This window comes from Actinomadura sp. NPDC000929 (genome assembly GCF_040492065.1).
Taxonomy (GTDB): domain Bacteria; phylum Actinomycetota; class Actinomycetes; order Streptosporangiales; family Streptosporangiaceae; genus Spirillospora; species Spirillospora verrucosospora.
Window position 1 is genome coordinate 38737 of the sequence record NZ_JBEUPA010000036.1, and the last position, 21458, is coordinate 60194.

At 72.5% G+C, this 21458-nt stretch carries 15 protein-coding genes, 1 tRNA gene, 1 pseudogene and 1 riboswitch; of the genes and pseudogenes, 13 read left to right on the top strand and 4 right to left on the bottom strand.

The window, feature by feature from the left end:
- Nucleotides 1-299 precede the first annotated feature (299 nt).
- The gene (locus ABWI04_RS15975; RefSeq protein WP_353832896.1) at nt 300-1013 is read left to right on the top strand and encodes a nitroreductase family protein; all 714 of its coding nucleotides are present in this window, start codon (nt 300-302) and stop codon (nt 1011-1013) included.
- Nucleotides 1014-1301: 288 nt separating this feature from the next.
- Here the strand turns inward: ABWI04_RS15975 and ABWI04_RS15980 are convergent, their stop codons facing one another.
- Together ABWI04_RS15980 and ABWI04_RS15985 are read right to left on the bottom strand one after the other, a co-directional pair.
- A complete protein-coding gene (locus ABWI04_RS15980) occupies nt 1302-2744 on the bottom strand; it encodes a hypothetical protein (RefSeq protein ID WP_353832897.1) in 1443 nt (480 codons plus the stop codon).
- A gap of 904 nt (nt 2745-3648) precedes the next feature.
- A tRNA-Pro gene (locus ABWI04_RS15985) sits at nt 3649-3722 on the bottom strand.
- A gap of 207 nt (nt 3723-3929) precedes the next feature.
- On the opposite strand from ABWI04_RS15985, the gene ABWI04_RS15990 reads away from it, so the two are divergent.
- The 12 genes from ABWI04_RS15990 (at nt 3930) to ABWI04_RS16045 (ending at nt 19407) form a co-directional block, all read left to right on the top strand.
- Complete coding sequence (locus ABWI04_RS15990; RefSeq protein WP_353832898.1) at nt 3930-4691, top strand: hypothetical protein; 762 nt, start codon at nt 3930-3932, stop codon at nt 4689-4691.
- A 184-nt stretch (nt 4692-4875) separates the two neighbouring features.
- A complete protein-coding gene (locus ABWI04_RS15995) occupies nt 4876-6768 on the top strand; it encodes a PP2C family protein-serine/threonine phosphatase (protein WP_353832899.1) in 1893 nt (630 codons plus the stop codon).
- Nucleotides 6769-7236: 468 nt separating this feature from the next.
- A riboswitch (cyclic di-AMP (ydaO/yuaA leader) is annotated at nt 7237-7389 on the top strand.
- A gap of 12 nt (nt 7390-7401) precedes the next feature.
- Nucleotides 7402-8169 carry a CHAP domain-containing protein gene (locus ABWI04_RS16000; RefSeq protein WP_353832900.1) on the top strand — a complete coding sequence of 256 codons (768 nt, stop codon included), beginning with the start codon at nt 7402-7404 and terminating at the stop codon, nt 8167-8169.
- Nucleotides 8170-8374: 205 nt separating this feature from the next.
- The gene (locus ABWI04_RS16005; RefSeq protein ID WP_353832901.1) at nt 8375-11251 is read left to right on the top strand and encodes a bifunctional glycosyltransferase/CDP-glycerol:glycerophosphate glycerophosphotransferase; all 2877 of its coding nucleotides are present in this window, start codon (nt 8375-8377) and stop codon (nt 11249-11251) included.
- Complete coding sequence (locus tag ABWI04_RS16010) at nt 11248-12522, top strand: glycosyltransferase (protein WP_353832902.1); 1275 nt, start codon at nt 11248-11250, stop codon at nt 12520-12522. Before ABWI04_RS16005 ends, ABWI04_RS16010 begins: the two co-directional genes overlap by 4 nt.
- Before the next feature lie 24 nt (nt 12523-12546).
- The gene (locus ABWI04_RS16015; RefSeq protein WP_345172474.1) at nt 12547-13779 is read left to right on the top strand and encodes an acyl-CoA dehydrogenase family protein; all 1233 of its coding nucleotides are present in this window, start codon (nt 12547-12549) and stop codon (nt 13777-13779) included.
- Complete coding sequence (locus ABWI04_RS16020) at nt 13776-14555, top strand: SDR family oxidoreductase (protein ID WP_353832903.1); 780 nt, start codon at nt 13776-13778, stop codon at nt 14553-14555. The genes ABWI04_RS16015 and ABWI04_RS16020 overlap by 4 nt, the downstream gene beginning before the upstream one ends.
- Before the next feature lie 25 nt (nt 14556-14580).
- Nucleotides 14581-15198, top strand: a complete 618-nt coding sequence (locus ABWI04_RS16025; RefSeq protein ID WP_345172478.1) for a TetR-type transcription factor C-terminal domain-containing protein — start codon at nt 14581-14583, stop codon at nt 15196-15198.
- A 24-nt stretch (nt 15199-15222) separates the two neighbouring features.
- Nucleotides 15223-16380, top strand: coding sequence for an acetyl-CoA C-acetyltransferase (locus ABWI04_RS16030; RefSeq protein WP_345172480.1), 1158 nt, complete (start codon nt 15223-15225; stop codon nt 16378-16380).
- A gap of 22 nt (nt 16381-16402) precedes the next feature.
- Entirely contained in the window at nt 16403-17569 is a 1167-nt protein-coding gene (locus ABWI04_RS16035) for an NADH:flavin oxidoreductase (protein WP_345172482.1), read from the top strand.
- A 34-nt stretch (nt 17570-17603) separates the two neighbouring features.
- Nucleotides 17604-18581, top strand: coding sequence for an SDR family NAD(P)-dependent oxidoreductase (locus ABWI04_RS16040; protein ID WP_345172484.1), 978 nt, complete (start codon nt 17604-17606; stop codon nt 18579-18581).
- Nucleotides 18582-18600: 19 nt separating this feature from the next.
- On the top strand, nt 18601-19407 hold the full coding sequence (locus tag ABWI04_RS16045) for an HTD2 family dehydratase (protein ID WP_353832904.1): 807 nt from the start codon (nt 18601-18603) through the stop codon (nt 19405-19407).
- Between the two features lie 36 nt (nt 19408-19443).
- Here ABWI04_RS16045 and ABWI04_RS16050 read toward each other — a convergent pair whose 3' ends face one another.
- Entirely contained in the window at nt 19444-21108 is a 1665-nt protein-coding gene (locus ABWI04_RS16050; RefSeq protein ID WP_353832905.1) for a glycerol-3-phosphate dehydrogenase/oxidase, read from the bottom strand.
- A 111-nt stretch (nt 21109-21219) separates the two neighbouring features.
- Nucleotides 21220-21458, bottom strand: a pseudogene (locus tag ABWI04_RS16055) (glycerol kinase); the annotation flags it as partial.

The following is a 21458-nucleotide window of genomic DNA, read 5'->3' on the forward strand; positions in this document are numbered from 1 at the left end:
AGGATCTCCTGCAACTCGGCTTCTGGCGGCCTCGCTTCGCTCCAGGCCGGTGTGCCGGGTGGTGGCGGCCGCCAGGTCGGTGCTCTTTAGGCGGTCACGGCTCCCCGGTTCAGACCTGTATTCGATGGGGTCACGGTCCAGGACGGGCTGTGTCTGGAGAAAGCGCCCAGTCGTCGGTCCTGCTTTCACGGCGACCCGTTCGGTGCCCTCCGGAGGAGCGCTGTACCCGATCGAGGCCTACGTCGCCGGGGCGGGCGCCCCTGGGGCACTACGCCCCCGCGCACCACGTACTGGAAACCGTGCGCGAAGGCGACCATCGCGCCGCGGTGAACGCGGCCCTGGCCGAACCATTGGACGGCCCCGCGGGGGCCTACCTGCTGCTGACGGCTGTCTTTTGGCGGTCGGGATTCAAGTACGGCGACTTCTCCTACCGGCTGCAGTGTCAGGAAGTCGGCGCACTCGCCGCTCAAGCCCGCGCAGTGGCCGAACGCGACGGCACCATCGTCCAAACGTACCTGCGCTTCGACGATCACGCGCTGACAGGGCTGCTGGGGCTGGATCCCGAGGCCGAGGGACTGCTCGCCGTCCTGAGCCTCCCGCAGGTGCCGGCCTCCGCCCGCCTGCTCCGCGCCCGCACGTTCCCCGCCCGGACGGCGGTGCCTGCACGACCAGCCCGTCCCGCCGTCTCCTCGCCCCCGGTCGCCGGCCTCTTACCGCACCTGGTGGCGCTGCACAGGGCGGCCGGGGCGCGAGCCCCCGCACCCACACGCTCGCCTGAGCCCGCCAGTCAATCCCGCTCCGGTGGTCTCGATGACAAGTACCGAGAGCTCCCGCCTTGGAAAGATCTTTCGAGGGGTACTTCTACGCTGGTGCTTGCCCGGGCGGGATCAGTGATGCGGCCAAACTGGCAGCCCGGTCCGTCGCCGACCCCCTCCGGTCGATCCGGGCTGAGTTTCACGAGACCCCCTGCGGCGACCATGCGCGCCACGGTCGAGATACCGGTGACCATCTGAGCATGTGCCTCAGGCCGGGCCTGGGTCTGGCGGGCCGGTCCTGGCAAGTGCTGTTTGTACTGCTACCCGCCCTGGCCTCCAGGCACTCGAACGCAAACGGGGCGCTGCACGGGCCGCGGAGACAGACCCCGCACGAACGCGCCGTCGGGGCGAACAGGCCCCTGAATGCCCGACCTGCGGCCCTGCCCTCGCTTCGAAGAGCAGAGCGACAGGAAGGCCCAGAACGCATCTGCCTGGGCGGGTGACCCACCACGGTTTTATCGCTCAGGGCGGACCCGGCGCGATCTGTCACAGGTGCGGCCAGAGGTGGGCGAACTCATGCTCGATGGCGTTGAGGGTGCGTGGGGCGCCGATCATCCGCTCGATCAGGGCGTAACGGCGGCGCCTGACCCAGCCGCCGACCAGGCTGCCGGCGATGGCCGCACCGGGGATGAGGGCTCCGATGACCGGCGAGCCGATACTGACCAGGTCCTTGGCCGCCCCCACCATCTGGTCCCGGTTCGGGCGGCTACCAGCCAGTTCGCTCTCGAACCGGACGCCGTAGGCAGACAGTTCCTTGCATGCGCGCACGACGTCGGCCCGCTTGCCCTCGGCGATGGCGGCGTCGACGCGTGCGCAGTACTCGCGGAACCTCCGGGCCTGGCGGCTGTCTCTGATCTCCAGAGTGATCTCAAGGACCTCGGCGGGTCGGCTGGCGCGGCTGAGCACGTACCTCAGGACCAGCGGAATCCGGATCTTGAACGCCTCGTAGCCGAGCACCTGGTTGATCTGGTGGTCGGTTTCGGCCTCGGCGTCGCCGATCAGCACTGCAGCCCGTTCGGCGAATCCGGAGGGCCCGCGGGGCTCGACCAGTTCGGCGCGAAGCGCGTCCGCGCTGTACGGACACCCGAGCATGTCGGCCAGCAGCGAGTACACCTGCGCTCGGTAGATCAGCTGCGCGGCGAACCGTTCGGGCGTCCCGTCGGTCGACGTCACCTCCGTCTGGCTCCGCGCGAGGAGCAGGGTCGCGAAGTTACGGGGATAGAAATCGCGGTCACGGGCGATCCAGCGCATCTTGTGCGGGGATTGGTGCGCCACGTGGGGGGTCAGCCGCTCAAGGGCGGCGAGAACCAAGTCGGGTTCCAGGGGCAGGCCCAGAAGGCCGCTGACCACCTCGACCTGGCTTTGTCCGTTAGCGCCCGTGTGGCCCTGGCCACCGACGGTTGCCAGGCAGGTCGCCTTGGCAAGCCCGAGCACGGCGAGTACCTCGGGCCAGGTCATCTTCTCCGTAGCGACCCTGATGACGCCCGCGGCGTCTCCCAGTATCTGAGCATGAGCCGCTCTGGACGCGCCGCCCGGCCCCACCGTTTGCGTGTACGAACTGGTGCCCGCCTCTGGCCCCGTCAGCACGCGTTCGTAGAGCACGAAGGCGTTGACGAGTTCCGCGACCGCCAGCATCATGAGGCGTGGCCGCGCAGGCCGCTGGCTCCCCGACAGTTCCCTGCCCGCGGTGTCGAAGTAGCGCAGGGCGTGGTCGATCGTGGCGTTGTCGAGGAGAATGCTGGAGATTCTGGGGCGGTTTCCGCCGTTGGCGTCCACGCGCTGCACGACGGCTCTGGCTAAATCCGGGGTGTCGAACAACGCACGGGCGTACTGCTCATAGAGCCTGTTGCGCTCTTGGTCGCGCTGGGGGTTGAACGCTTCCGCACCTGTCACGCCCTCCAGCATGCGCGTCGCAGCGGCGCCGCGCACGGCGAATCTTCCCTACCGCCGATAGTGGTCCAGGACCAGAGCCACCCCCCCAACCAAGGTCCCATCCGAAGACGCCGGGCGAACACCACGCCCAACGCGCAGCATCGAGTTCTCTCCCCCCGTCCTCTGACGCGGTCTCAGCAGCACCGATCCCCTCCATGAGGCTGGTACTTCCGCTCAGGGCCACGCCGGCGAGGGGAGGGCCGCGCAGTCGAACGCTGCATCGGACGTCTCAAACAATGGCGCGGCCACGCCACCCGGTTCGACAAACTCGCCCGCACCTACCGGACAGCGATCGTCCTGGTAACTGCTCTGCTCTGGAGCAACACGTGATCCGCCGGACACGCCCTAGGCAGGACGTCCACGGGCCTGCTGGGTGGGAAGACAATTGGGATCGTTCCGTAGATTCGGCCGCAGTGCAGGGCGAAGTCGTCCACGCCCAGCACCCTGGTCCGACCCGATGAGCGGGGCGTGGGGTGCGGGCTGGGTGGCGTTCCTGCACGGCTGGTCGCCGGCGGCCTGACCGGCATCCAACCGGTACCGACGCACGCCGCCCTGGTCGAGGCGATCGGATCGACGCTGACCGGGTCGGGCCGGCAGCGGTGCCAGCCCCTACTATCCGCGCCCCCTGTTCAGCTGCGTCCCCAAGTCCGCCCAGCCCTGAATCACGCGGGAACTGGTTCACCATTCCACTGGACGTGACCGGTGCGGACCGTTTGACCGAGCGTCATGCACTCAGCGCGGCATATCCGGCTAACGCGGTCGAACCACCGGGACGAAAGTCCCTTTCTGGCATTGAGGCTGGGGGGTGATGGCTCCCCCTGTGGCTCCCGAGCGTCGTTCGGGAACCGAAAAGGGGCCTCGAGTGCGATGCTCGAAGCCCCTCTGACCTGCGAAAACCCTGTCGGGACGGCGGGATTTGAACCCACGACCCCTTGACCCCCAGTCAAGTGCGCTGCCAAACTGCGCTACGTCCCGGTGCCCGTTTGAGCGGGCGTGATTACTGTAGCGCAGTCTGCGGGGTCGTGCGTACCGAGATACGGGGGCGCGGATCTCTGGTAGGCAGGCCTGATGGTGCGTTTGCGGGCGGTGCTGGCCGGGGTCTTGGGCCTGGGGCTGGTGTGCGGGTGCGGGGACGGTGGAGGGGCTCGGGCGGTGAGCGGGAGTCCTGAGCCGGAGAGGTCCGTGCCGCGGGTTTCGGAGGCGCCGTCCAAGGCGCCGGTCGTGCGGGTGCCGGTTGGTGTGCGGGCCTCGTACGAGGTGTTCGATCGGGCCGCCGGGCGGGTGGTGGTCGCGCGGGCGACGCGGCGGACGTTCCGGTCGGCCTCGGTGGTGAAGATCCTCATCGCGGTGGACTACATGGATCGGCATGAGGTGTCGGCGGCCGATCGGCGGCTGCTGGTGCCGATGCTGCGGTCCAGTGACGACGGGGCCGCCACGGAGTTCTGGCGGCGGGGCGGGCGGAAGCAGATCATCGAGCGCATGGTGCGGAAGATGGGGCTGGAGGACACCGCGCCGCCGCCCGCGGAGAAGCCCGGGTTCTGGGGTTACACGGCGCTCAGTGCGCGGGACGTGGTGCGGATGTACCGGTACCTGCTGGAACGGGCGCCGGAGGGGCAGCGGGAGTTCGTGCTCCAGCAGTTGCGGGCGTCGACGCCCTGCGGGACGGACGGGTTCGACCAGACGTTCGGGATCCCGCGGGCGGTGAAGCGGCCGTGGGCCGTCAAGCAGGGGTGGTCGGGGTTCGGGGAGACGCCGTCGGAGCCGTGCCATGTGCGGCCGGCGGCGTGGCGGCCCGACCTGGGGCTGGGGCGGCCCGTGCTGCACACGACGGGGGTCGTGGGGGACAAGATCGTGGTGGTGCTGACGCTGCATCCGGCGGGGACTCCGTTCGGGACGGCGGCGGCGCGGATCACCTCGCTGACGCGGCAGGTGACGCGGGTGTGACGTGGGTCACACGGCGGGGAACGGGTCCGTTTTGAGACGGTCACCGGAAGTGGTCGGCTTCGGGCGTGAACGGAAAACCCGGGCAAAGATCTAGCCTCTTTGCAGGGACATGGGCGAATAGTCCCTCACTGACGTATGTAGCTTTTTTCTCCCAGGGGCAGGTGACGCCGAACGGGGGACGGGGTTGGCGGAAGCGGAAGGCACGCAGCCCGGGGTGCCCGGCGCGGACGTGGAGGACCTCCGGGGCGCGGCGCGCGACCGGGCCGTGCTGGCGGAGGCGCGGGTCGTGCTGGCCCGGCGTCTCGGCGTCCCGCCGGGCGAGGCCCTGCAGCACCTGATCTGGCTCGCGCGCGATCTGGACATCGACATGGCCGAGGCGGCGTCGCTGCTGGTCAAGGACGGCGGCGGCGGGCCGGTGGGGGCCGTGGTGGCGGGGCGGAGGGCGCCGCGCGCCGAGGAGGTGCCCGCGGAGCGCCAGGCGGTCCTGTCGGAGGCCGAGGACGTCCTGCGCCGGGTGACGGCCGAGGACACCGCGGGGGACGCGGAGATCCTCGCGGGGGTGCCCGACGACCCGGCGGCGACGGCGGTGCTGGAGGGGGCGCTCGACTCGGCGGCCCACCTGGTCCCGGTGCGGGGGCCGGACGGCAGCGTGGTCGACTTCCTTTTCGCGGAGCTCAACGGCGTCGCCAAGGACATGTTCGGGCGGGGCCGGGAGGAGCTGACCGGACTGCGGCTGCTGCGGACGGACCCGGGGGCGGTGCTCAGCGGCCTGTTCGACGACTACGTCGGGGTGCTGGAGTCCGGGACGCGTTTGGAACGTTCCTCGATCCAGTACTCGACGGCTCAGCGGGGCCTGTCCCGCTCGTCGCGGATGAGTGTGCGATGCGTGCGGGTGCCTACCGGTATCTGTGTGACATGGCGGTACCACCTGGCCGAGGACCGTATCGCGCGGCGGCTGGAGCGGGTCGAGCGGCTCGCGCTGATCGGGTTCGGGGAGTGGGACCTCGCCACCGGGGAGGCGGACTGGACGCCGCAGATGCTGGCCAACTACGGCCTGTCTTCCGACGAGGTGCCGCCGATGCCGCACGACCTGCCGAAGGTCGTGGCCGACGACGACCTGCCGCTGGTCGAGGAGGCCGTCCAGACCATGTTCTCGCGGCGTGAACCGGTCGAGGCGGAGCACCGCGTGATCAGCCATGACGGGACGCCCCGCCATCTGTGGGTGTTCGCCGAGCCCGTGCTGGGCGAGTCCGGCCTGCCCGTTTCGATCAACATCGTGTCGCAGGACATCACCCGGCGGCGCGGGGTGGAGCGCGCGCTGGCCGAGACCCGGCGGCAGATGCTGCGCCAGCAGGCGCGGACGGCCCAGGAGCGGCGCGTGGCGGTGACCCTGCGGCGGGCCATCCTGCCGGACGAGGACGAGGTCGAGCAGCTGCCGGGCCTGTGCACCTCGATCCGCAGCATGGCGGCGGAGAGCACGGCCCGCATCGGGGGCGACTGGTTCGCGACCAAGGCCCTCCAGGACGGGCGGGCGATGTTCGCGATCGGGGACGCTGCCGGGCACGGGCTGCCGGCGGCGGCGGCGATGGCGCGCACCCGGAACGGCCTGCTGGGTCTCGCCTGCACGGGGGAGCGCCCGGGGCGGCTGGTCGGCTGGCTGAACGAGCTGATCGGCGGCATGGACCCGCCGGCGACGGGCACCGCCATCGTCGCCCACTACGACCCGTCCCGGCACGTCCTGGAGTGGACGTGCGCGGGCCATCCGCCGCCGATCCTGGTCCGGGACGGGCGGGCGACCCCGCTGGAGGTGGTCCGCGACCCGATGCTCGGCGCCATGCCCGGCTGGGAGTACACGACGATCACCACCGGGCTCACGTCGGGCGACATGCTCTTCCTCTACACCGACGGCCTGGTGGAGCGCCGGGACGCGGACCTGGACGAGCGGATCGTCCGCCTGACCCACATCCTGCGGGACTCCTCCACGCGTCCCGACCGGGTGCTGGACGAGGTGCTGGCGCGGATGGAGCACGACCGGGCGGCGGACGACACCACGCTGTTCGCCCTTTACGTGGAGTGACCGTCCGGGCCTCGCGGTGACGGACGGCACGCCTGGCCAGCGAAGATCACCTAGTGTGACGTGCGCCTCACCCGGCGGGGCGGCCGGGTGGCGGGCCGCCTCGGCGGAGACCGTCCGACGCCCCCTATTCGATCTTCTTTACCTTTTCCCGAAGGCTCGGTAAGGGCGGCGGGCAAGGGGTTGGGCGCCTCTCGAGAAAGATCGGGAAGAGGCGGTGCCGCCCCGGTGTTGGGAGTCTCTTGAGAGGGCTTTGAGCAGGCAAGACTTTACTTTATGCCTGGTTTGCTTTTCTTGAGAAGGTTGGTACCTTCGATCCCGAATCACGCAGCGCGTCCCATGCGTTGCCACCGGCCGCACCATGCGCGGCCGAGGATCGCGGAGCGGTATCCGCACGCGATGCGCGCCAATCGACGCGCGCCCCCTCATCAAGATCTGCCAGAGAGAACATCCGTATACCTGCACCGCTCCCGCGGTGCGAGGCCGAGTCCGTCCGGTCGGTGACCGGAGCGGAGCCGGGGACCCACGTTTCTGGGGTGAATCGGCGCGCCCGAGAGTCGCGCCGTAGGGCTGCTTCCATGCCCGAATCCGTCAGCTAACCCGGTAGGCGCCATGGAAGACAAGGAGATTCCCTGCATGTCCGGTCTTTTCGATCGACTTTCGCTCAACCGCCTCACCCCCGAGGACAAGGCCGTCGGCGTCGCCGTGGGCGCGGTCCTGGCGGGCGCGGTCGGGCTCTCGGTGGTCAACCCCCTCGCCGGCGGCCGCGCGGCCGCCGAGACCTCCGCCCAGGCGGCGGTGGTCTCCGAGCAGGGGACCGCCGCTCACCAGCCCTCCCGGGCCAAGACGGTGAAGGCCGAGAACGCCGTCGCCGAGGCGCGGCGCGAGGGCTTCAAGGTCCCCCCGCACGCGGTCAAGCCCGCCGAAGTGATCAAGCTCGCGGAGTCGCAGGTCGGCGTCCACGAGGGCAAGGGCGGTCAGACCAAGTACCACAAGTGGTACATCTCGACTCCGCACGCGAAGGCCACCGCCAAGCGCGACGGCGGCTTCTCGGTCAAGGAGTACAACGGCGCCCAGTGGTGCAACATGTTCGTCTCCTGGCTCGGCGCCCAGACCGGCGTCAAGAACATGGGCTGGGACGCCTACACCGTCCAGCACGCCAGCTGGTTCAAGCAGACCGACCGCTGGGGCCACAAGGCCAGGCCGGGCGCCGTGGTGTTCTTCGACTGGCAGGACGGCTCCAAGGCCGGCATCGGTGACATCGACCACGTCGGCATCGTCGTCAAGGACAACGGCGACGGCAGCATCACCACCGTCGAGGGCAACACCGACAACGCGGTGCAGAAGAAGGTCCGCGAGAAGTCGCAGGTCGTCGGCTACGGCTACCCCGACTACGCCCGCTGATCCGACGCGTCCCGAGAAGGTGCGCGCTTCGCGAAGGCGCCCGGCCTCCAGGCCGGGCGCCTTCTGGCGTTCCGGGTGTTGTGCCCAAACCCTCCGGTGACGGTGGGTAATGCTAAGCGTTGACAGCCTTTGATCCCTCTTGGACCTCAGTGCGGAGTTCCTGGAAAGGAATCCAGCACGCCGGAGTCTGCGGAGGGGGATGCCCATGGCGGTGCGCCCGGATGTCAGCGTGGTGGTGATCGCCTACAACGACGCCCGCAGGCTTCCGCGGGCGGTGGCCTCGACGCTGGCGCAGTCGCTGGGCGGCGTCGAGACGGTGATCGTCGACGACGCGAGCACCGACGGGACGGGCGAGGCCGCCGACCGGCTCGCCGCGGCCCATCCGGGGCGGGTCCGGACCGTCCACCTGCCGGCCAACTCCGGCGGCTGCGGCCGTCCCCGCAACACCGGGATCGAGGAGTCCACCGGCCGGTACGTGATGTTCCTCGACAGCGACGACCTGCTGGACCGGCACGCCTGCCTCAACCTCCTCGCCGCCGCCGAGGACACCGGCGCCGACGTGGTCTCGGGGCTCTGCGACCGGATCTTCCTCGACCTGCCCGAGGGCGCCAAAGGGCGGATCCGCCCCTGGTACCCGTGGCTCTACCGGCACAGCGCGGTCTACGGGTCGCTGAGCGAGAGACCCGATCTCCTCTACGACACCCTCTCGACCAACAAGGCCTACCGGCGCGGCTTCCTGGAGGAGCACGGCCTGCGGTTCGTCGAGCGGCTGCACTACGAGGACCTGCTGTTCACCGCCGAGGCCTACCTGGAGGCGGGGCGGACCGCCCTGATCCCGCACCGCGTCTACAACTGGCTGGTCAAGGAGCGGACGCGGGCGCCGTCGATCTCCAACCGGCGCGCCGACCTGGCCAACTTCACCGACCGGCTGGAGATCCACCGCCGCATCGACATGCTCTTCGCGCTGCGCGGCGCCTACGACCTGCAGCGGGCCAAGGACGTCAAGTTCGTCAACCACGACCTGGTGCTGTACCTGCGCGACCTGCGCGACCGCGACCCGGCCCACCAGGCGCGCTTCCTCGACCTGGCCGCCGCCTACCTGGATGAGCTGGACCCGCGGGTCTTCGAGCAGGCCAACCCGCTGCCCGCGATCGCCGCGCACCTGATCCGCGAGGGCGATCACGCGGGCGCGCTCGCCGCCGCCGAGTACGACCCCGTGAAGCGCCCCGAGTTGCGCGCCCGCCTGGTGGAGCGGGACGGGCGGGTCTACTGGGGCGCCGGTCGCCCGCGCGGCACGCTCGGCCGCCGCGTCCGGGACGTCACGTCCTTCGGGTTCCATGTGCGTCCCCTCCGGGAGCTGCGCCCGGCGAACACCGTGACGCGGCTGGAGACGCGCGGCGGCCGCGTGCTCATGGCCGGCCACGTGCTGAACCCGCTGGAGCGGATCCCGCGGGATGCCGAGCTGGCCGGGACGCTGGAGTTCCGCGACCGGCGCGGCCGCTCGCGGAAGGGGCGGGTCCGCGCGTCCGTCCGGCATGAGGGCGACCGGCTCACCTGGCGCGCCGAGTTCGACCCCGCCCGCAGGATCCGCCCCCTCGGGTTCATCGACCCCGTCTGGGACGTGCGGCTGCGCATCCGGGTGGACGGCGAGGAGGTGGTCACCCGGCTCGGCGAGGGGCGCGGGTCGCCGTCGCTCGGCGGGGTCTCGCTGCCCGTCCGGCCGCGGCTGACGCGGTTCGCGGGGGACCGGCTCCGCTCCTACGTCACCGAGGGCGGGCACCTGGCGTTCGCCCTGGAGGCGGGGAGCCCGTGGGCGCGGCTCACCCGCGCCGCCGCGCGCCGCGCCGCCCTGTCCCGCCCGGGACGGCTGACCCGGCACCGGTTCCGGGAGCTGGGCCGGGCGGTGCGCCGGACCCTGACCGGCCGGAACACCAAGATCATCGTGTTCAACCGGGTGCTGAGCCGGCTGCCCGTCCGGGCCGGCCTGGCGGTCTTCGAGAGCCAGCTCGGCCGCCACTACTCCGACAACCCCAAGTACATCTACCGGGAACTGCGCAGGTCCGGCCGCCCGGTGACGGCCGTGTGGTCGTACGCCTCGTCCCCCAAGGGGTTCCCCGACGACGCCCGGCTCGTCAAGCGCGGGTCCTGGGCGTACTACCTGGCGCTCGCGCGGGCCCAGTTCTGGATCGACAACCAGGGCTTCCCGGACCGGCTGCGCAAGCGTCCCGAGACCACCTACATCCAGACCTGGCACGGGTCGGCGTTCAAGCTGATGGGGCTGGACCAGCCGCGGATGAAGTCGGGGCCCGCGGGCGACCAGGAGCGGCTGCGGCGGATGGTGGAGCGCTTCGACTGCTTCCTGGTGCGTTCCGGGCACGACTCCGAGACGCTCTGCAGCGGCCTCGGCGTGCGCTCCGAGCTGCTCCCGGTGGGGTATCCCCGCAACGACCCCCTGGTCAACGGGGTGGACGGCGACCCGGAGCTGGCCGCCGAGGTCGCGGCCCTGCGCGAGTCGCTCGGCCTGGACGACGGGCGCCGGGCAGTCCTGTACGCGCCCACGTACGTCACCGGGCCGAAGGGGCGTCCCGTCCGGCTCCTCGACCCGCCTGTGGATCCGGGGGTCTTCGCGCGAGAGCTGGGGGAGGAGTGCGTCCTGCTCGTCCGGCCCCACTACCTGTGCCGGGCGAACGTCCCGCCGGGCGCCCGTGCCGTCATGCGGGACGTCGGCGCGGTCCCCGACGTGACGCCGCTCCTGCTGCTGGCGGACGCCCTCGTCACCGACCACTCCTCGATCATGTTCGACTTCGCCCTGCTCGACCGGCCGATCGTGCTGCACCTCCCGGAGGGCAGGGACCTCGCCACCGGCTACTTCGACCTGGAGCGGCACGCTCCTGGGCCGATCACCCGCACCGAGGACGAGCTCGTCGCCGCGCTCGCCGGCCTGGACGCGGCCGGGGCCGAGCACGCCGGGCGGCGCCGCGCGTTCGCCGCGCGCTTCGGCGAGCACGAACGCGGCACCGCCGCGAAGACGGTGGTGGACCGCTACTTCCCCGCCGCGCCGAGCAGGAGGGAAACGCCATGACCGCGCCGCGTGACGTCTTCATCGTGTGCAACAACGCCGACGAGATGGGCGGCCTCCAGCGGTGGGCGCACCACATGGCGCGGCTGCTGGCCGGGCGCGGCGACCGCGTCACCCTCGTCGGGATCACGCGGGGGCCGGAGCCGTACCACCACGGCCGCGACGGCTCCTACGCCGTCGAGGTGCTGCACGGGGAGTGGGGCCCGCCCGCCATGGCCTGGCGCCCGCGCAAGGCGCTGCAGCGGCTCGACCCGGCGGCTCGGGCCCGGGACCTGTGGCGGACGGCCGCCCAGCGGCGCGGCGCGGCGCGCCTGTCGGAGCTGTTCGCCGCCGCGCGGCCGGGGGCGGTCGTCATCGTGGCGCAGGTGTGGGCGATGGAGTGGGTGCGGCTCGCCGACACCTCCGGGCTGCGCGTCGTGGGCATGAGCCACGAGTCCTACCAGGCGACCCGGAGGTCGTCGCGGTACCGGCGGGTCAAGGATCTCTACGCCCGCGCGGACCGGATGCTGGTGCTCACCGCCGAGGACGCCGATGCCTGGGCCAGGGACGGCATGACCAACGTGGACCACATCCCGAACGCGCTGCACGTCACGCCCGGCGTGCATCCCACGCTCGACCTGCCGGTCGTCGCCTGCGTCGGCCGCCTGGCCTACGAGAAGGGCGTGGACCTGCTGCTGGAGGTGTGGGAGCGCGTCGCCGGACGGCATCCGGGCTGGCGGCTGCACGTCTACGGCGGCGGTCCGGACGAGGAGGACCTGCGGGCGCGGGCGGACGCCGCCGGGCTGTCCGGCTCCGTCGAGTTCCGGGGCGTGGTCTGCGAGGTCGAGGAGGCGCTCGTCGAGGCGTCGGTGTTCGCGCTGCCCTCGCGGGCCGAGGGCTTCCCGATGTCGGTGCTGGAGGCCATGGCGTACGGGCTGCCCACGGTGGCGTTCGACTGCGCGCCGGGCGTCCGGGCGCTGGTCGAGGACGGCCGGGACGGGCTGCTGGCCCCGCCGGGCGACGTCACCGCGTTCGCCGCCGCGCTCGGGCGGCTCATCGAGGAACCCGAGCTGCGCCGCGCGCTCGGGGCCCGCGCCCGCGTGTCGGTGTCGCGGTTCGGGCCGGACGCCGTCCTCGCCCGGTGGGACCGCCTGTTCGACCTGCTCCACCGCGGGCGCGCGGCCGCCGCGCCGGTTCTCGCGCCGCCCCGGGCCGCGGCCTCCGCCGCGCCGCTCGCCGAGCGGCCGGTGGTCGCTCTGGAGGCGGAACCCGCCCTGGGGGGTGATTCTTTCTAACAACTGTTTGGTAGAGTCCCTGGCGTGAAGCAGAACGAGTCCCCCGCGGACCGGGCCTTCCGCGCCGAGGTCCGCGACTGGCTCCAGGGCAACCTGTCGGGCGAGTTCGCGCACGCCCGCGGGCTCGGCGGCCCCGGCCGCGAGCACGAGGCCTTCGAGGAGCGGCTGGCCTGGGAGCGTCACATGGCCGCCGCAGGCTGGACCTGCGTCGGCTGGCCCCGCGAGTACGGCGGCCGCGGCGCCACCGTCGAGCAGCAGGTGATCTTCCACGAGGAGTACGCGCTCGCCGACGGGCCGGCCCGGGTCAACCACATCGGCGAGAACCTGCTCGGGCCCACGATCATCGCCTTCGGCACCGACGAGCAGCGCGCCCGCTTCCTGCCGCCGATCGTGGCGGCGCGGGAGCTGTGGTGCCAGGGTTACTCCGAGCCGAACGCGGGCTCCGACCTCGCCAACGTCCAGACCCGCGCCGAGCTCGCCGGGGACCACTGGCTGGTCGACGGGCAGAAGGTGTGGACGTCGCTGGCCCTCGAAGCCGACTGGTGCTTCGTCGTGTGCCGCACCGAGCCGGGGTCGTCGCGCCACAGGGGCCTGTCGTACCTGCTCGTCCCGATGCGCCAGGACGGCGTGGACATCCGGCCGATCGTCCAGCTCACCGGCACCTCCGAGTTCAACGAAGTGTTCTTCGACGGCGCCCGCACCGACGCGGGCAACATCGTCGGGGAGCCCGGCGAGGGCTGGAAGATCGCGATGGCGACGCTCGGGTTCGAGCGCGGCGTCGCGACGCTCGGCCAGCAGGTCGGGTTCCGGCGCGAGTTCGAGGGCGTCGCCGACCTCGCCCGCCGCACCGGCGCCATCGACGACCCCCTGCTGCGCGACCGGCTGACCCGGTCCTACATGGGCCTGGAGATCATGCGGCTGAACGCGGTGCGCACCATGGCGGGCGTCGCGTCGGGCGCCCCCGGCCCCGAGTCGTCGATCTCCAAGCTCGTCTGGGGCACCTGGCACCGCGAGCTCGGCGAGCTGGCCATGGACGTCCTCGGCGCCGCCGGCCTCGTCGCTGACGGGGCGCCGGGCACCGGTCCGGACGGCGGGACCGCGCAGCCCTACGACCTGAACGACTGGCAGCGGCTGTTCCTGTTCTCCCGCTCCGACACGATCTACGCCGGGTCGAACGAGATCCAGCGCAACATCATCGCCGAGCGCGTGCTCGGCCTGCCCCGTGAACCGGCCGCCGACAGGAAGGCACGCGGATGACCCCGCCCCCCTACGTCCCCGGGCACGGCCTGCTCGCCGGCCGCGCCGTCGTGATCACCGCGGCGGCGGGGGCCGGCATCGGCGGCGCCACCGCCCGCCGCTGCCTGGAGGAGGGCGCCCGCGTCCTGGTCTCCGACGCGCACGAGCGGCGGCTCGCCGCGACCGCGGCGGAGCTGGAGAAGGAGTTCGGCGCCGACCGGGTCGACGCGCTGCCCTGCGACGTCACCTCCGAGGAGCAGGTCCAGGCCCTCTACGGCCGGGCCGTGGAGCGGTTCGGCCGCATCGACGTCGCGGTGAACAACGCCGGGCTCGGCGGGACGGCGGACCTCGTCGACATGACCGACGAGCAGTGGGGCCGCGTCCTCGACATCACCCTCACCGGCACGATGCGCTGCACCCGCGCCGCCCTGCGCCTCATGCGCGACCAGGGCTCCGGCGTCGTCGTCAACAACGCCTCGGTGATCGGCTGGCGGGCGCAGAAGGGGCAGGCGCACTACGCCGCAGCCAAGGCGGGGGTCATGGCGCTCACCCGCTGCTCCGCGCTGGAGGCGGCCGACTTCGGCGTCCGGGTCAACGCCGTCTCCCCGTCCCTGGCCATGCACCCGCACCTGGTCAAGGTGACGTCGGAGGAGCTGCTGGAGGAGCTGACGCGCCGGGAGGCGTTCGGCCGCTACGCCGAGCCGTGGGAGGTGGCCAACGTTATCGTCTTCCTGGCCAGCGACTACTCGTCGTACATGACGGGCGAGGTCGTCTCCGTCTCCTCCCAGCACGCTTAGGACACCGGTACATGAGGAACTGCGCATGAGTCCACGACGGCGCGACGCCGAGGGCACCGCCGCCGCCCGCGCGGGGCGGCGGGCCGAGCTGCTCGCCACGGCCGCCGAGGTGTTCGCCTCCCAGGGCTACTCCGCCACCACCGTCCGGAAGGTGGCCGACGCCGCAGGGATCCTCGGCGGCAGCCTCTACTACCACTTCGACTCCAAGGAGTCGATGGCCGACGAGATCCTGTCGACCTTCCTGGACGACATGTGGGCCGCCTACGACCGCGTCCTGGAGGCCGGGCTCAGCGCGCGCGACACCCTGGAGGCCATCGTCGTCGAGTCGTTCCGCTCGATCGACAGGCACCGTCCCGCGGTCGTCCTCTACCAGAACGAGTCCAAGCACCTCGCGACCAGCGAGCGGTTCCACTACCTCCTGGACTCCCAGCGGCGGTTCGAGGAGATGTGGCTGTCCCTGCTGGACCGCGGCGTCAAGGAGGGCGCGTTCCGCGCCGACCTCGACCGGACCCTCATCTACCGCTTCATCCGCGACACCGTCTGGGTCGCGGCCAACTGGTACCAGCACGGCGGGCGGCTGTCCGCCGACGACATCGCCAAGCAGTACCTCGCCATGTTCCTCGAAGGGATCCAGGCGAGCTAGGCCCGTACGAAGGAGACACCCCCCATGGCCGAGGCTTACATCGTCGACGCGGTCCGCGCCCCGGTCGGGCGCCGCAACGGCGGGCTCGCCGGAGTGCACCCCGCCGACCTCGGCGCGCACGTGCTGACCGCCCTCATGGACCGGACGAAGATCGACCCGGCCGCCGTCGAGGACGTCGTGTTCGGCTGCGTCGACACCCTCGGCCCGCAGGCCGGCGACATCGCCCGCACCTGCTGGCTGGCCGCCGGGCTCCCCGAGGAGGTCCCCGGCGTCACGGTCGACCGGCAGTGCGGCTCCTCCCAGCAGGCCGTGCACTTCGCGGCGCAGGCCGTCCTGTCCGGGACGTCGGACCTGGTCGTCGCGGGCGGCGTGCAGAACATGTCGCAGATCCCGATCGGCTCGGCGATGACCGCCGCGGCGCCGCTCGGCTTCACCGAGGGCCCCTTCGCGGGCTCGGCGGGCTGGGCGCGCCGCTACGGCGACACCGAGGTGTCGCAGTTCAACGGCGCCGAGATGATCGCCCGCGACTGGGACATCTCCCGCGAGGAGATGGAGGCGTTCGCCTACGAGTCCCACCAGCGCGCCATCCGCGCCATCGACGAGGGCCGGTTCGAGCGCGAGACCGTCGCCTGGGAGGGCGTCACCACCGACGAGGGCCCGCGCCGCGACACCACCCTGGAGAAGATGGCGGGCCTGAAGACCCTGGTGGAGGGCGGCCGCCTCACCGCGGCCGTCTCGTCGCAGATCTCCGACGGCGCGGCCGCGCTGCTCATCGCCTCCGAGCAGGCCGTGAAGGACCACGGCCTCACCCCGCGCGCCCGCGTCCACCACCTCTCCGCGCGCGGAGAGGACCCCATCCGGATGCTGTCGGCGCCCATCCCCGCCACCGCGTACGCGCTGAAGAAGACCGGGATGACGATCGGCGAGATCGACGCCGTCGAGATCAACGAGGCGTTCGCGTCCGTCGTCCTCGCCTGGCTCAAGGAGACCGGCGCCGACCCGGCGACGACCAACCCCAACGGCGGCGCCATCGCCCTCGGCCACCCCCTCGGCGCCACCGGCGCCCGCCTGATGACCACCCTTCTGCACGAGCTCGACCGCACCGGCGGCCGCTACGGCCTCCAGACCATGTGCGAAGGCGGCGGCCAGGCCAACGTCACCATCATCGAGCGGCTCGGCTAGCCCAGGGGCGAGGAGGCGGATCGTGGAGGTCTTCGAACCGGCGCGGCTCGGGCCGCTGACGCTGCGGAACCGTGTGATCAAGGCGGCCACGTCCGAGGGGATGACGCCCGAGGCGCTGGTCACCGACGACCTGATCGAGTACCACCGGCGGCCGGCCGCCGGGGGAGTGGGCATGACCACCGTCGCCTACTGCGCGGTCGCGCCCGAGGGGCGGACCGAGCGGCGGCAGATCTGGATGCGGCCGGAGGCCGTCCCCGGGCTGCGGCGCCTCACCGACGCCGTCCACGCGGAGGGCGCCGCCGCGTCCGCGCAGCTCGGGCACGCCGGCCCGGTCGCCGACGCCAGCTCCAACGGGCGGCCCGCCGTCTCGGCCGGGCGGTTCTTCAACCCGCTCGGCATGGCCTTCACCAAGGTCGCCAAGGCGGAGGACATCGAGCGCATCACCCGCGCCCACGCCGAGGCCGCGCGGCTGGCGATCGAGTCCGGCTTCGACGCGGTCGAGATCCACCTCGGGCACAACTACCTGGCCAGCGCGTTCCTCAGCCCCCGCCTCAACCGCCGCAAGGACGGCTACGGCGGGCCGATCGAGAACCGGGCCAAGGTCGCGCTCGGCATCGCCCGCGCCGTCCGGGACGAGGTCGGCGACCGCATCGCGATCACCGCCAAGCTCAACATGCGCGACGGCGTGCGCGGCGGCCTGGAGATCGACGACAGCCTCCACGTCGCCCGCCGGCTCCAGGAGGAGGGCACCGTCGACGCGCTGGAGCTGACCGCCGGCAGCTCGCTGCTCAACCCGATGTACCTGTTCCGCGGGGAGATGCCCATCCCCGAGTTCGCGGCCAGCTACAAGCTGCCCATGCGGATCGGCCTGCGGATGTTCGGCAATCGGTTCCTGCGCTCCTACCCCTACCAGGACGCCTACCTGCTGGAGCACGCGCGCAGGTTCCGCGCCGAGCTCGACCTGCCCCTGATCCTGCTCGGCGGCATCACCGACCGCGCGAGCATGGACACCGCGATGGCGGAGGGCTTCGAGTTCGTCGCCATGGCCCGCGCCCTCCTCCGCGAACCCGACCTCGTGAACCGGATCGCCGCCGACCCGTCCACGCCCTCCCTGTGCGTCCACTGCAACCGCTGCGTCCCGACGGTCTACCGGGGCACGCACTGCCCGCTCGTCCCGGCGCCGGATTGACCTGGAGCGCGCTCCAGCTCGTAGCGTTCGGGGCATGACCACTCCACAGCACACGATCGGATCGGGGTTCGGCTTCGAGAGCACGGCGAGGGACGTCCTCGCGGGCATCGACCTCACGGGGAGGCTCGCCGTCGTCACCGGCGGGTACTCGGGCCTCGGCCTGGAGACGACGCGGGCGCTGGCGGGCGCGGGGGCGCAGGTGGTGGTCCCCGCGCGGCGCCCGGAGGCGGCGAAGGAGGCCGTCGGCGGCATCGACGGCGTCGAGGTGGACGAACTGGACCTGGCCGACCTGGAGAGCGTGCGCGGGTTCGCGGAGCGGTTCCTCGCGTCCGGCCGCGGCATCGACATCCTGATCAACAACGCGGCGGTCATGGCCTGCCCGGAGACGCGCGTCGGGCCCGGCTGGGAGGCGCAGTTCGCCACCAACCACCTCGGGCACTTCGCGCTGGTGAACCGCCTGTGGCCGGCCGTCGGGCCGGGGGCCCGGGTGGTCGCGGTCTCGTCGCGCGGGCACCACTTCTCCCCGATCCGGTGGGACGACGTGCAGTTCGAGCGCGGCTACGACAAATGGGAGGCGTACGGGCAGGCGAAGACGGCCAACGTGCTGTTCGCCGTCCACCTGGACGCGCTCGCCAAGGACGCCGTACGGGCCTTCTCGCTCCATCCGGGGAGCATCCTGACGCCCCTCCAGCGCCACATCCCCCTGGAGGAGAAGGTGGCGAACGGCTGGGTCGACGAGGACGGGAACGAGATCGCCCAGGGGTTCAAGACGCCGGAGCAGGGCGCGGCGACGGCGGTGTGGGCGGCCACGTCCCCGCGGCTGGCCGGCATGGGCGGCGTGTACTGCGAGGACTGCGACGTCGCCGAGCGGGCCCCCGAGGGCGACCCCGCGCGCCGCGGCCGCGTCGGCGCGCCCTCCAGCGGGGTGCGCTCCTACGCGACCGACCCGGCGCAGGCCGAGCGGCTGTGGGAGCTGTCGGCGGAGCTGACCGGGGTGAACGCGTTCGCGTAGCGCCTGCGACGATGGGCCCGTGATCGACATCGCGGGGTGGGCCCCGGAACCGGAGGAGACGACCGAGGTCGTCGGCGCAGGGCCGTCGGAGGCGCTGGCCGGGCTGCTCGACGTCGCGCCGCCGGGGGAGGAGCTGCCGCCCCTCTGGCACTGGCTGCACTTCCTGGAACGGCCCGCGCAGCGGGACCTGGGACCGGACGGGCATCCTCGCGAGGGCCGGTTCCTTCCGCCGATCCCCGAGCGGCGCCGCATGTTCGCCGGCGGGCGGTTCCGGATCCACGATCCCCTGCGCGCCGGGGACGCCGTCACGCGCCGGACGGAGCTCGCGTCCACCGCGGTGAAGCAGGGCCGCAGCGGGGAGATGCTGTTCGTGACCGTCCGGCACAGGTTCCTGCGGGACGGCGCCGAGATCGCGGTCGAGGAGCAGGACCTCGTCTACCGCAGCGGCGGCGCGGCGTCCCGTCCGGAGCCGCCGCGGTTCGAGGCGCCGGCCGTGGACGCGCCGTGGACGCTGAGCACGACCGCCGACCCGGTCATGCTGTTCCGGTTCAGCGCCCTCACCTACAACGCCCATCGCATCCACTACGACGAGGCGTACGCGACCGGGGTGGAGGGGCACGCCGGGCTCGTCGTCCACGGCCCGCTGCTCGCGATCCTCTGCCTGGAGCTGCCGCGCCGGGCGGGCCTGAAGGTGCGCGAACTGTCGTTCCGCGCCCGCAGGCCCGTCCACGCGGGGCAGCCGTTCGTGGCGGCCGGGTCCCCGGACGGGACCCTCTCGATCCACGCCCCGGGCGACGCCACGGCGATGACCGCCACCTTCGCGTGAGCGGCGCCGGTCTCCCCCGACCGGCGCCGATCTCCGTCAGGCGGCGGTGACGGGCGCCTCCCGCAGGGCCGGGCCGCCGCGGCGCTCCGCCGCGATCTGCTGCACGTACCGCTTGACCTCGCCGCTGACGCGCTCGTCGTCCCAGCCGAGCCAGGGCGCGACGAGCTCGGCGACGCGGGACGCCGCGGCCGCGCCGCCGTCCCACTCCTCGATCGAGACGCGGAGCCGCCGCGCCAGGACGTCCTCCAGGTGCAGCGCGCCCTCGTGCGTCACCGCGTAGACGGCCTCGGCGCACAGGTAGTCGCCGGCCCCGGGGATGGGGGCGCCGAGCGCCGGGTCGCCGGCGACCATGGCCAGCACCTCCCGGGCGCACGACCCGTACCGGTGCAGCAGGTGCTCGATCCGCGCGACGTGCAGGCCGGACTCGGCGGCGAGCCGGCGCCGCTCGTTCCACAGCACCTCGTACCCGGTGGCGCCGAGGATCGGCAGCCGGCCGGTGACCGACGCGGGGACGGAGTCGTCGAGGCCCTCGGCGACGACGTCCACCGCGTCCCGCGCCATCACGCGGTAGGTGGTGAACTTCCCGCCGGTCACGACGACGAGGCCGGGCACCGGCTCGGCGACGGCGTGCTCGCGGGAGAGCCGCGTGGTGTCGTCCATCTCGCCGGACAGCAGCGGCCGCAGCCCCGCGTAGACGCCCTCGATGTCGTCGTGCGTGAGCGGCGTCCGCAGGACGGCGTTCGCCTGGTCGAGGAGGTAGCCGATGTCGGTGTGGTCGGCGACGGGCTCGTCGGGGCCGTCGGCGTGCGGGGTGTCGGTGGTGCCGACGAGCCAGTGCCGCCCCCACGGGATGATGAACAGGACGCTCCTGGAGGTCCGCGTGATCAACCCGGTGCCCATCGGGATCCGGTCGCGCGGCACGACCAGGTGGACGCCCTTCGACGCCCGCACGGCGAACGCCGCCCGGGACCCGGTCATCGCCTGCGCGCCGTCCGTCCACACCCCGGTCGCGCACACCACGCGCCGGGCCCGCACGGCGATCTCCCGGTCGCCCTCCAGGTCCAGGACGCGGACGCCGGTCACCCGCTCGCCCTCGCGCAGGAACCCCGTCGCCTCCGCGCGGGTGGCCACGCTGGCGCCGTACTGCGCGGCGGTGCGGGCGACCATCATCGTGTAGCGGGCGTCGTCGACCTGCGCGTCGTAGTACTGGACGGCCCCGACCAGCGCGTCCGAGCGCAGGGCGGGGGCCTCCCGCAGCGCGGCCCGCCGCGTGAGCTGGCGGTGCCGGGGCAGCGAGCGCGCGCCGCCCATCGTGTCGTACAGGGTCACGCCCGCGCTGACGTACGCCCGCTCCCAGACCCGGCTGCGCAGCGGGTAGAGGAACCGGACGGGCCGCACCAGGTGCGGGGCGAGCCGCTGCAGCAGCAGGCCGCGCTCCCGCAGTGCCTCCCTGACCAGCCCGAAGTCGCGCTGTTCGAGGTAGCGCAGCCCGCCGTGGATCAGTTTGCTGGACCGGCTGGACGTACCGGCCGCCCAGTCCCGCGCCTCCACGAGGGCGACGGACAGGCCCCGCGAGATCGCGTCGAGCGCCGCGCCGGCGCCGACGACGCCGCCGCCGACGACCACGACGTCGAACTCGGTCTCCGCCAGGCCGCGCAGGGTGTCCTCGCGGTACTGGGGGCCGAGGGCTACAGATGTCACCGCATGCTCCCGGAGAGAGGTCGGAACCAGTGTCGTGCGGCCGGGTTGCGGCGGGCCGTCGCCCGGAAGGACTCCGGGCCAACAACCCGCCGCACCCCGGCGAAGGCGCGCTCAGTCACTCAGGTCGACCCAGTCGAGAGTCCGGTCGACGGCCTTCTTCCAGCCTGCGTAGCCCTGGTGGCGTTGGTCGTCGTTCCAGGTGGGCTGCCAGCGTTTGTCCTCGTTCCAGTTCTGGCGGAGTTCGTCGGTGGTGGTCCAGAATCCGACGGCCAGGCCGGCGGCGTAGGCGGCGCCCAGGGCGGTGGTCTCGGCGACGACGGGGCGGGAGACCGGGACGCCGAGGATGTCGG

Bases quoted from the DNA above. Each gene is read 5' to 3' on its own strand.
- ABWI04_RS16040 (WP_345172484.1), top strand. From the start codon at position 17,604: ATGACCACTCCACAGCACACGATCGGATCGGGGTTCGGCTTCGAGAGC.
- ABWI04_RS16010 (WP_353832902.1), top strand. From the start codon at position 11,248: ATGACCGCGCCGCGTGACGTCTTCATCGTGTGCAACAACGCCGACGAG.
- ABWI04_RS16005 (WP_353832901.1), top strand. From the start codon at position 8,375: ATGGCGGTGCGCCCGGATGTCAGCGTGGTGGTGATCGCCTACAACGAC.
- ABWI04_RS16025 (WP_345172478.1), top strand. From the start codon at position 14,581: ATGAGTCCACGACGGCGCGACGCCGAGGGCACCGCCGCCGCCCGCGCG.
- ABWI04_RS16020 (WP_353832903.1), top strand. From the start codon at position 13,776: ATGACCCCGCCCCCCTACGTCCCCGGGCACGGCCTGCTCGCCGGCCGC.
- ABWI04_RS16030 (WP_345172480.1), top strand. From the start codon at position 15,223: ATGGCCGAGGCTTACATCGTCGACGCGGTCCGCGCCCCGGTCGGGCGC.
- ABWI04_RS16000 (WP_353832900.1), top strand. From the start codon at position 7,402: ATGTCCGGTCTTTTCGATCGACTTTCGCTCAACCGCCTCACCCCCGAG.